10 protein-coding genes are annotated in these 10499 nt (G+C 66.1%); 2 read left to right on the forward strand and 8 right to left on the reverse strand.

Annotation, left to right across the window (positions count from 1 at the left end; translation table 11 throughout):
* A partial coding sequence (locus WAO18_RS23515; protein WP_422208635.1) for a shikimate kinase occupies positions 1 to 542 on the reverse strand: 542 nt, incomplete at its 3' end.
* 5 nt (positions 543 to 547) lie between these two features.
* Positions 548 to 1753 carry a chorismate synthase gene (gene aroC, locus WAO18_RS23520; protein ID WP_422208643.1) on the reverse strand — a complete coding sequence of 402 codons (1206 nt, stop codon included), beginning with the start codon at positions 1751 to 1753 and terminating at the stop codon, positions 548 to 550.
* Between the two features lie 183 nt (positions 1754 to 1936).
* Between aroC and WAO18_RS23525 the strand changes: the two genes are divergently transcribed.
* Positions 1937 to 3094: a ferredoxin reductase gene (locus tag WAO18_RS23525; protein WP_422208644.1), complete on the forward strand. Its 1158-nt coding sequence runs from the start codon at positions 1937 to 1939 to the stop codon at positions 3092 to 3094.
* Between the two features lie 16 nt (positions 3095 to 3110).
* Positions 3111 to 4319, forward strand: a complete 1209-nt coding sequence (locus WAO18_RS23530; protein WP_422208636.1) for a fatty acid desaturase family protein — start codon at positions 3111 to 3113, stop codon at positions 4317 to 4319.
* A gap of 6 nt (positions 4320 to 4325) precedes the next feature.
* Here WAO18_RS23530 and WAO18_RS23535 read toward each other — a convergent pair whose 3' ends face one another.
* From WAO18_RS23535 to alaS, 6 genes are all read right to left on the reverse strand, one after another.
* A complete protein-coding gene (locus WAO18_RS23535; RefSeq protein ID WP_422208637.1) occupies positions 4326 to 4736 on the reverse strand; it encodes a hypothetical protein in 411 nt (136 codons plus the stop codon).
* Positions 4737 to 4806: 70 nt separating this feature from the next.
* Positions 4807 to 5229 carry a prepilin peptidase gene (locus WAO18_RS23540; protein WP_422208638.1) on the reverse strand — a complete coding sequence of 141 codons (423 nt, stop codon included), beginning with the start codon at positions 5227 to 5229 and terminating at the stop codon, positions 4807 to 4809.
* A 10-nt stretch (positions 5230 to 5239) separates the two neighbouring features.
* Positions 5240 to 6046: a shikimate dehydrogenase gene (locus WAO18_RS23545; protein ID WP_422208639.1), complete on the reverse strand. Its 807-nt coding sequence runs from the start codon at positions 6044 to 6046 to the stop codon at positions 5240 to 5242.
* Positions 6024 to 7259 carry an endolytic transglycosylase MltG gene (gene mltG, locus WAO18_RS23550; protein WP_422208640.1) on the reverse strand — a complete coding sequence of 412 codons (1236 nt, stop codon included), beginning with the start codon at positions 7257 to 7259 and terminating at the stop codon, positions 6024 to 6026. The genes WAO18_RS23545 and mltG overlap by 23 nt, the downstream gene beginning before the upstream one ends.
* Complete coding sequence (gene ruvX, locus WAO18_RS23555) at positions 7252 to 7749, reverse strand: Holliday junction resolvase RuvX (RefSeq protein ID WP_422208641.1); 498 nt, start codon at positions 7747 to 7749, stop codon at positions 7252 to 7254. Before ruvX ends, mltG begins: the two co-directional genes overlap by 8 nt.
* Positions 7750 to 10455 carry an alanine--tRNA ligase gene (alaS, locus tag WAO18_RS23560; protein ID WP_422208642.1) on the reverse strand — a complete coding sequence of 902 codons (2706 nt, stop codon included), beginning with the start codon at positions 10453 to 10455 and terminating at the stop codon, positions 7750 to 7752.
* Positions 10456 to 10499: the final 44 nt, after the last annotated feature.

Raw genomic sequence — 10499 nt, forward strand, 5'->3', positions numbered from 1 at the left:
GGGCGGCGGCGACTGCGCGCGGTGCCGGCCGGTCCGGGGTCGTTCAGGCGGCACACGATGTGGCGGACGACGGCGCCGGGATTGCGGCGGTTGGTGTTCACCCGGATCGTGGCGACCTTTCGGTAGAGCGGAACTCGCTGATCCATCAGCGCGCGAAACTTCTCGGCACGGTCCGGTCCGGCCAGCAGCGGCCGGACGGTGTTGCCGCCGGTCCGCCGAACCCCTTCGGCCGCACTGATTTCCAAGTAGATGACAGTGTGTCCGGCCAGTGCGGCGCGCACACCTGGAGTGGTCACGGCACCGCCGCCCAGCGACAGGATGCCGTCGTGCTCGGCCAGCGCCGACCGGATCACCTCTTCTTCGATGCGACGGAACTCTTGTTCCCCGTCGGTGGCGAAAATGTCGGCGATGGCACGTCCGGTCCGCTCCTCGATGGCCGCGTCGGTGTCGAGCATGCTGACGTCGAGGGCCTTGGCCAGCCGTCGTCCGATTGTGGACTTACCCGATCCCGGCAGTCCCACCAATACGGCTTTGGGTGCCATCAGGGTTACCCGGACGCCCGAACTTCGGTGACCGGTTCCCGCTCGGCAACCGACCGCCGGTAGGCCTCGATGTTGCGCCGGGTCTCGGTCAGCGAGTCGCCACCGAACTTCTCCAGTGCGGCGCGAGCCAGCACCAGCGCCACCATCGTCTCGACCACCACGCCGGCGGCCGGCACCGCGCAGACATCCGAACGCTGATTGATCGCGACGGCCTCGTCGCCGGTCGTCATGTCCACGGTGGCCAGCGCGCGCGGCACGGTGGAAATCGGCTTCATCGCGGCGCGTACCCGCAGCGGCTCGCCGTTGGTCATGCCGCCTTCCAGGCCGCCGGCCCGGTTGGTCGAGCGCACGATGCCGTCAGGACCCGGGTACATCTCGTCGTGGGCGCGGCTGCCACGCCGGCGCGCGGTGGCAAACCCGTCCCCGATTTCCACGCCCTTGATCGCCTGGATGCCCATTACGGCGGCGGCGAGTTGGCTGTCCAGCCGGTTGTCGCCGCTGATGAAAGAGCCCAGCCCGACCGGCAATCCGACCGCGACGGCTTCCACAACGCCGCCCAGAGTGTCGCCGTCCTTCTTGGCGGCTTCAATCTCGGCGATCATCGACTCTTCGGCCGCCTTGTCGAATGCCCGCACGCCGCTGGCGTCGATCGCCGCGAGGTCACCGGGCTGCGGCGGCGGACCCTCGTACGGCGCCGAGTCGCCGATCGAGATGACGTGGGACAGCACCTCGACGCCGAGGGCTTGCCGCAGGAACTGCCGGGCGACGGTGCCGGCCGCCACTCGGGCAGCGGTCTCGCGGGCGCTGGCCCGCTCGAGTACCGGGCGGGCGTCGTCGAACTCGTACTTGAGCATGCCCGCGTAGTCGGCATGGCCGGGACGGGGCCGGGTCAACGGCGCGTTGCGTGCCACCTCCAGCTCCGCGGCGTCAACCGGGTCCGGAGCCATCACGGTTTCCCACTTCGGCCATTCGGTGTTGCCGATCTCGATGGCGATCGGCCCGCCCAGTGTGACGCCGTGGCGCACCCCGGCCAGCACGGTGACCTGGTCGCGCTCGAACTTCATCCGGGCACCACGGCCGTAGCCGAGGCGACGACGGGCGAGCTGGTCGGCGATGTCGTCGGAGGTGACGGTCAGCCCGGCGACCATGCCTTCGACCACGGCCACCAACGCTCGGCCGTGGGATTCACCAGCAGTAGTCCAACGCAACACGAGTCCCATCTTCCCACGACGGATAGGTAGTCGCCTAAAGCGTCAGGCGCGGCTCCCGGCCAGACGACGGGTGCCGCGGAGTCCGGTCCGATCCGATCGCACAGGAAACATTAACGATGGTCTGCGATTAACTTACTCCGCAGTAGGGTACGCCGATCTGTGACCACAGTCACGGCAGCTCACATGGGCTCACGACGGAAGGCAGGCCCCTTGACAACGCCCCTACGAAGCTTGAAGCGTTGGGCAAAGTCGCCGGCGAAAGACGTGGATTCCGCATCGGGATCGTGGGTGAACATGGTCCGCGGGCTGGCTACCCGCGCGACAACACCGCTCCTGCCCGACGACTACCTGTCGTTGCTCAACCCGCTCTGGTCGGCGCGCGAACTGCGTGGCGAGATCGTCGCGGTCAAACCGGAGACCGAGGACACGGCCACCGTCGTCATCCGGCCGGGGTGGGGCTTCTCCGGCGACTACCGCCCCGGGCAATACGTCGGTATCGGCTTGCGTGTCGACGGCAAATGGCACTGGCGGTCCTACTCGTTGACTTCTGTGCCCGAGCGCGGCGAGCACGAGATCTCGATCACGGTGAAAGCCACTCCGGAGGGTTTTCTGTCCGCCCACCTGGTCAACGGCGTCGAACCCGGCACCATCATTCGCCTGCAGTCGGCCAAAGGTGACTTTGCGCTACCCAACCCGCCGCCGGATCAGCTTCTGTTCATCACGGCCGGCAGCGGCATCACACCGATCATGGGCATGCTGCGATCGTTGCGAACGCGCGGGCAGTTCCCGGACATCGTGCACCTGCACACCGCGCCGTCGAAGGATGCCGTGATCTTCTACGACGAATTGCGTGACATCGAGAAGGAGCAGCGCGGCTACCGGCTGCATCTGCAACTCACCGAGACAGATGGCAAGGTCGATTTCAACGAACTCGACGACATCGTCGCCGATTGGCGGGATCGTTCGGCGTGGGCGTGCGGCCCCTCGGCAATGCTCGACGCCGTCGAGCAGGTGTGGCAGGACAATGACATTGACGACGCACTGCATATGGAACGGTTCAACATCGCCGCCACCGACAAGGGCGGTGAAGGCGGCACCGTGAGATTTGCGATCTCCGACAAAGAGATTGAGATCGACGGCGCGACATCCATTATGGAAGCCGGCGAGAAGCTGGGAATCCAGATGCCGTTCGGCTGCCGAATGGGGATCTGCCAGACCTGCGTGCTGCCGTTGGAGGACGGCCACATTCGCGACGTTCGGTCCGGCCAGGAGCACGGGGCCGGCGATCGAATACAGACATGCATTTCAACCGCATCCGGTAACTGCACCATCAAGGTTTGACAGGAGACCAGCACCGATGGCTATCACCGATATCAAGGCTTACGCACATCTGAGTCCTCAGGACGTCGAAGATCTGGCGGCCGAACTGGACGCGATCCGGGCCGACGTCGAGGAGTCGCGCGGCGAACGCGACGCGCGATACATCCGCCGCGCCATCCAACTGCAGCGCGGGCTCGCGGCGTTCGGCCGCCTGGCGCTGTTCGCCAGCAGCAGCAGGATCGCCCGCCTGGCCGGTATCACCACCCTGGCTTCGGCCAAGATCATCGAGAATATGGAACTGGGCCACAACATCATTCACGGTCAGTGGGACTGGATGAACGATCCCGAAGTCCACTCCACCGAATGGGAATGGGACACCGCCTGCCCGTCATCGCAGTGGAAACACTCGCATAATTTCGTGCATCACAAGTACACCAACGTCGTCGGACTGGACAGCGACGTGGGCTACGGCATCATGCGCGTCACGCGTGACGAGCCGTGGGCGCCGTGGATGATCGGCAACCCGATCTACAACCTGCTGCTGGGCACGCTCTTCCAGTGGGGTGTCGCGCTACACCACATCGAGTCGGCAAAGATCCGCAAGAAAGAAAAGACCTGGGCCGAGGCGAGAAAAGACTTGCGCATCATGGGTAAGAAGATGGGTAAGCAGGCCAGCAAGGACTATCTCGTCTACCCCGCCCTGTCCGGGACCAATTGGAAGCACACGCTCAAAGCCAACGCCATCGCCAACCTCATTCGTAATTACTGGGCCTATATGGTCATTTTCTGCGGCCACTTCCCCGACGGCGCAGAGAAATTCACCAAGGAAGCCTTCGAAGAGGAAACTCGCGGCGAGTGGTATCTGCGTCAGATGCTGGGCTCGGCCAACTTCAACGCCGGCCCGATCATGGCGTTCATGAGTGGGAACTTGTGCTACCAGATCGAGCATCACCTGTTCCCCGACCTACCGAGCAACCGGTACGCCGAGATCAGTGTCCGGGTACGCGAGGTGTGCGAAAAGTACGACCTGCCTTACACAACCGGGCCGCTGCTGCGCCAGTACTGGCAATCCTTCTGGACCATCCTCAAACTCGCGCTGCCGAACGACTGGCTACGTCGTACGTGCGACGATGCGCCGGAAACCCACTCCGAGAGGAAGTTTCCCGACGAGGAGCCGCGCGAAATCGGTGGGAAGCGTTATGGATTGCGTACCGCGCTGAAAGGCCGCAGCTCCGCCGCGGCCTGACACAGCTCAGCTTTCGCGGTGCGACGAGCGCAGCGCGGTGTACTGCCAGATGCCCAGCACCAGCATGACCGCTGCTGCGTCGCCCAGCGCCCAGTTGCCCGCGGCGCTCAGCCCCAGCCAGTCGAACCACGCCGCCGCCGCGGTAACCGGTGCCAGCAGGAAATTCGTCGCCACGAATCCGGCCACCAGCCCACGTGTCGGGCGCATCCGGTTCACGACTAGCAGCAGGACCGGCCCCAACACGGCGAAGGCCAACCCGACGTCGAGTAGCACCGCGCGCGGCGCATGCCACGAGTCCCCCAGCGGTCGGCTCAGTGCGGCGACGACGGCGCCCGCGGCGGTCCAGAAGGTGAGGTCGGCGCGAAGGGATCGCCGGCGTGATGTATCGGTCGCGGGTGAAATCGTTGTGCTTGTCATAGCCCTATCGTCCGGCCGGACCCGCTGCCGACTCCAGTAACGGCACTGCCAGACGCTGCCAATTCCGGGTTTACGGCAGCTGGATCACCGCCAACGCCACAGCAGAGGCCGCGCACATCGACGGGCCGTGCGGCACCGTCACCGCCGACCAGCCCCACCGCGCCACGATGCCGATCACGGCCGTCAGCACCGGCGCCCCGATCGCCGCGAGCAACCACGCGTCGACGCCGAAACATCCGTTCAGCGCGCCCAGCCCGAGCGCGAGCTTCACATCCCCGGCGCCCATCGCGGCGGGCGACACCAGGTGCACCAGCAGGTAGACCACGCTCAGCGCTGCGGCACCCAATAAGGCGGCCGCACCGCGGCCCGACTCGAACGCGACGAGCACGATCGCAGCGAATCCCGGGAGGGTGAGCCAGTTGGGCAATCGGCGTTGGCGAACGTCGTAGGCAGCGAGCACGGCCATCCACAACAGCCCAACCGCGATCCGCATGCGCGGCACGCTAATCCAGAGCGGCCGCCATCGCCGCTCGGGGCGCGGGCAGCCCTGTGAATTGTTCGACCTGCGCGAAGGCCTGATGCAACAGCATCTGCAGCCCACTGATCACCCGACCGCCCGCGGCGCTCACCGCCGAGGCCAGCGGCGTCGGCCAGGGGTCGTAGATCGCATCCAGCAGCACCGGCGCGCCGGCGAAGAACTCCGCGTAATGCGACGCGACGTCAGCGGGCAGGGTGTTGACCAATACTCCGGCGGCGGCGATCGCATCGGTGACCGCGCCGCCGTTGAGGTCGCAGAACCGACCCGCGACGCCGACCCGATCAGCCAGCTCGACCAGCCCGGCGGCCTTGTCCGGATTGCGTGCGACAACAGTGATCTCGGTAACGCCCAGTTCGGCCAGGGCAACAATCGCCGCCGGGGCGGTGCCACCGGAGCCGGCGACCACCGCCCCGCCGGTTGCGGCGCCCAGTACACCCGTGACGCCGTCGATGTCAGTGTTGTCGGCCCGCCACCCATTCGGTGTTCGCAGCAATGTGTTGGCCGCACCGACCAGCTCGGCCCGTTCGGTGCGCTCGTCGGCGAACCGCAGCGCAGCGAACTTGCCGGGCATCGTCACCGACAGGCCAACCCATTCCTGGCCCAATTCGCTTACCAGGCTTGGTAATTCCTCAGCACCGCATTCGATGCGCTCGTAGGTCCAGCCATCCAGGCCCAGCGCTCGGTAGGCGGCCATGTGCAGTTGCGGCGAGCGCGAATGTGCGATCGGCGAACCGAGCACCGCCGCCTTTTTACCGCGCGCTGTCGAGGACACCGTTGTGCTTGGCCAACTCGATGTTCGCCAGATGCTGTTGATAGTCGCGGGTGAACAACGTCGTGCCCTGAGGGTCGATGGTGACGAAATACAGCCAGTCGCCGTCATCTGGATGTTCGGCCGCCTTGAGCGCATCGGTGCTCGGCGAACAGATCGGCGTCGCGGGCAATCCGTCGGCGGCGTAGGTATTCCATGGCGTGGTGTTGCCGCGATCGCCGTCGGTGGTGGCAACCTCGCGGCGATCCAGCGGATAGTTCACCGTCGAGTCGAACTCCAACTTGCGGTGCTCAGCCAGCCGGTTGTAGATGACCCGAGCCACCTTCGCGAAGTCCTGCGGCTTGGCCTCCCGCTGCACCAGCGAGGCGACCACCAGGATGTTGTACGGCGACATGTTCATCGCGGTGGCGGTATCCAGCAGGCCCGAATTCGCGTACTGCTGCGCGCTGGAGCTGATCAGTGACTCCAGGATTTCCTGCGGAGACGAGGACGGGTTGACGTTCCAGGTGCCCGGCCCGATCAAGCCCTCGATCCGGCGGTGATCGTCGCCCATCGCGGTGGCCGACGCGACGGCCCACGGCGGCACCGAAAGCGAAGCCAGCGGGGTCTTTTCGGCCGCGATGCGCAAATCGTCGACCGAGACGCAGTGCTTGTCGCCATTCAGCTCGACGCAACTGGCCTTCGCGATCATGCTGAAGATGCCCGGTGTGGTGTCGTTGGTCTTGACGTCCGAGGTGTCATCGAGCTGCTCGCCCTCGGGGAGGACCAGCTTGCCCACCCGGCTCCCGGGATCGGCGAGCGCCTTGACTGCCGCGGCCGCCGGAAGCTCGGTGCGCAGCCGGTAATAACCGGGCTGAATGGCCGAAATCGCCTGGTTGCCTTGCGCAGCCTCGAGGAACACTTTGACGGTTCGGACGACGTCCTTTTTGTGCAGCGTCTCGCCGATCGCCGTGGTCGAGTCCCCGGAGTGCACCTGGACCACCAGGTCCTGTTTACCGTCACCGGCGAAATCGTTCTGCGGACTGAAGGTGTGCCACATCTTTGAGCCGACGAACACCGCCGCCACCACCACGCCGATGAACAGGCTCAGCAGGATTCCGCGGGTGGTGCGCCGTCGACGACTTTCCCGCTCGGCGCGGAGACGATCGGCACGAGAACGGGCTCGACGATGCGATCCGACCGCGACGGGCCGAGCGCGCTCCCGGCTGTCAGACACCGTTGACCTCCCCGGGCAACATCGCACGGCGTTCGTCGAGCCAACCCTGCAGTATCGCGACTGCCGCCGCCTGGTCGATGACCCTACGCTGGCCTTTGGCCTTCACCCCGGCCTGGCGCAGCGAGCGCTGCGCGCTGACGGTGGTCAACCGCTCGTCGGCCAGCCGCACCGGTATCGGCTCGATCCGGCTGGCCAGCACCTCGGCCAGTTCGATCGCGTCACGCGCGGACGGACCGGTGCGGTCCGCCAGCGTTCGGGGTAGTCCGACCACAACCTCGACCGCGTGCAACTCGGCGACCAGCTCGACCAGCCGCCGCACATGCTTGGCAGAGCGGTCGCGGCGGACAGTTTCCACCGGCGTGGCCAAGATGCCGTCGGGGTCGGAGCTCGCAACGCCGATACGCACGCTGCCCACATCGATACCGAGGCGCCGCCCAGCTCCGGGATCGTCGCTGCCGGGCCGGTCCGGCAAGCGATGCGAGGAGTCCACTCAGCTGACCCTTGCTATCTCTGCGCGCACCGCATCGAGCGCCGCATCGATGCCCGAGGAATCCTTCCCCGACCCCTGCGCGAGATCGGCCTTCCCACCGCCACGACCGTCGACCGCTGCCGCGAGTTGCTTGACCAATTCGCTGGCCCGGATGCCGAGATCCTGGGCTGCGGTGTTGGCGGCGACGGCGTAAGGCACGCTGTCCCCTTCGCCCTCCGCGATCAGAGCGACCACGGCCGGGTCGCTGCCGAGTTTCCCGCGGATGTCGCCGACCAGCGAGCGCAAATCGGCGGCCGTCATGCCGGCCGACATCCGTTGTGCCACCAGACGGACGTTACCGATGTGCTGCGCCCCCGCGGCAGCGTTTGCGGCAGCCGCCCGAGCGTTGGCCAGCCGGTTGCGTTCGATTTCCTTCTCCGCGGCCTTCAGGCGCTCCACCAGGTTCGCCACCCGGGCCGGCACCTCGTCCGACGGCACCTTCAGCGACGAAGCCAGTCCGGCCATCAGCGCGCGCTCTTTGGCCAAATGCTTGAACGACTCCAGACCGACGTAGGCCTCGACCCGGCGCACACCGGAGCCCACCGATGACTCGCCGAGAATGGTCACCGGCCCGATCTGCGCCGAGTTGTGCACATGGGTTCCACCGCATAGCTCCAGCGAGAACGGCCCACCGATCTCGACCACACGCACCTCGTCCGGGTAGGCCTCGCCGAACATCGCCATCGCGCCCATTGCTTTGGCCTTTTCCAGCTGCTCGAGGAAGGTGTGCACCTCGTAGTCGGCCTGCACCGCCTCGTTGGTGACTTCCTCGACCTGGCTGAGCTGCTCAGCGCTCAGCGCGCCCTGTCGGTTGAAGTCGAATCGTAGATAGCCTGGGCGGTTCAGCGAGCCGGCCTGAACAGCGTTGGGGCCCAACACTTGCCGAAGGGCGGCGTGCACCATATGGGTCCCCGAGTGCCCTTGGGTCGCACCCTTGCGCCAGTCGGGATCCACGGCCGCGACGACGGTGTCGCCCTCGACGAACTCGCCGGACTCCACGTTGACGCGGTGCACCCACAGGGTTTTGGCGATCTTCTGCACATCGGTGACCGCGGCCTTGGCGGTCGCGCTGGAGCCGGTGCCACTGATGTTGCCGGCGTCGGCGACCTGACCACCCGACTCGGCGTACAGCGGCGTGCGGTCCAGCACGAGTTCAACGCGCTCGGCGCCCGCCGACTCTTCGGTACCGTGGGCCACCACCGGCACCCGCTTGCCATCCACGAAGATGCCGAGAATCCGTGCTTGCGAAGTCAATTCGTCGAATCCGGTGAATTCGGTCGGCCCGGCGTCGACCAGTTCGCGATACGCAGTCAGGTCGGCGTGCGCGTGCTTGCGCGCGGCGGCATCGGCTTTCGCCCGGCGACGCTGTTCGGCCATCAGCTCGCGGAACCCGAGCTCGTCGACTTGCAGGTCCGCTTCGGCGGCCATCTCGAGGGTGAGCTCGATCGGGAATCCGTAGGTGTCGTGCAGCGTGAAGGCGTCCGAGCCGGACAGCACGGTCGCCCCGGATGCCTTGGTCGCGCCGGCCACCTCCTCGAACAGTCGTGAACCCGATTGCAGGGTGCGGTTGAACGCTGTCTCCTCGGCGACCGCGATGCGGTTGATCCGGTCGAAGTCGGTGACCAGTTCCGGGTACGACGGACCCATCGCGTCGCGGACAGTGGCCATCAGTTCGCCCACGATCGGGCCGTCGATGTCGAGCAGCTTGGCCGAGCGGATCACCCGCCGGAGCAGTCGTCGCAGCACGTATCCTCGGCCGTCGTTGCCCGGACCGACGCCGTCGCCGATCAGGATGGCTGCGGTGCGACTGTGGTCGGCGATGATCCGGTAGCGCACGTCGTCGTGGTGGTTGCCGACGTCATACCCGCGTGGTGCGCGCCGGGCCACCACGTCGATAACCGGACGCAGCAGGTCGGTTTCGTAGACGTTGGACACGCCCTGCAGCAGGAACGCGACCCGCTCGACGCCCATGCCGGTGTCGATGTTCTTGCGCGGCAACGGACCCAGGATCTCGAAGTCGGTTTTGCTGGTTCCCTCACCGCGTTCGTTCTGCATGAACACGAGGTTCCAGATCTCGATGTAGCGGTCCTCGTTGGCTTCTGGGCCGCCGTCGACACCGAACTCCGGTCCGCGGTCGTAGTAGATCTCCGAGGACGGGCCGCACGGCCCGGGAATGCCCATCGACCAATAGTTGTCGGCCATGCCGCGGCGCTGGATTCGCTCGACCGGCAGGTCCGCGATCTCCCGCCACAACCGCACAGCTTCGTCGTCGTCGAAATATACTGTGGCCCAGATCTTTTCCGGATCAAGCCCATAGCCGCCGTCGGCGACTTTGTTGGTCAGCAATGTCCAGGCCAGCTCGATGGCCTCGCGTTTGAAATAGTCGCCGAATGAGAAATTGCCGGCCATCTGGAAAAAGGTGTTGTGCCGGGTGGTGATCCCGACTTCGTCGATGTCCGGCGTGCGAATACATTTCTGAATGCTGGTGGCGGTCGGATACGGCGGGGTGCGCTGGCCGAGGAAGAACGGCACGAACTGCACCATGCCGGCGTTGACGAACAGCAGGTTCGGGTCGTCGATGGCCGGCAGCGGTGCGCTGGGCACCACGGTGTGTCCGTTCGCCTCGAAAAACGCCAGGAACCGTCGCTTGACCTCCGCGGTCCTCATCAGCGGTAGCTACCTTCCTCCATATCAAGATCAATGTCCTCGCC

It is taken from the genome of Mycobacterium sp. (genome assembly GCF_049278535.1).
Classification (GTDB): domain Bacteria; phylum Actinomycetota; class Actinomycetes; order Mycobacteriales; family Mycobacteriaceae; genus Mycobacterium.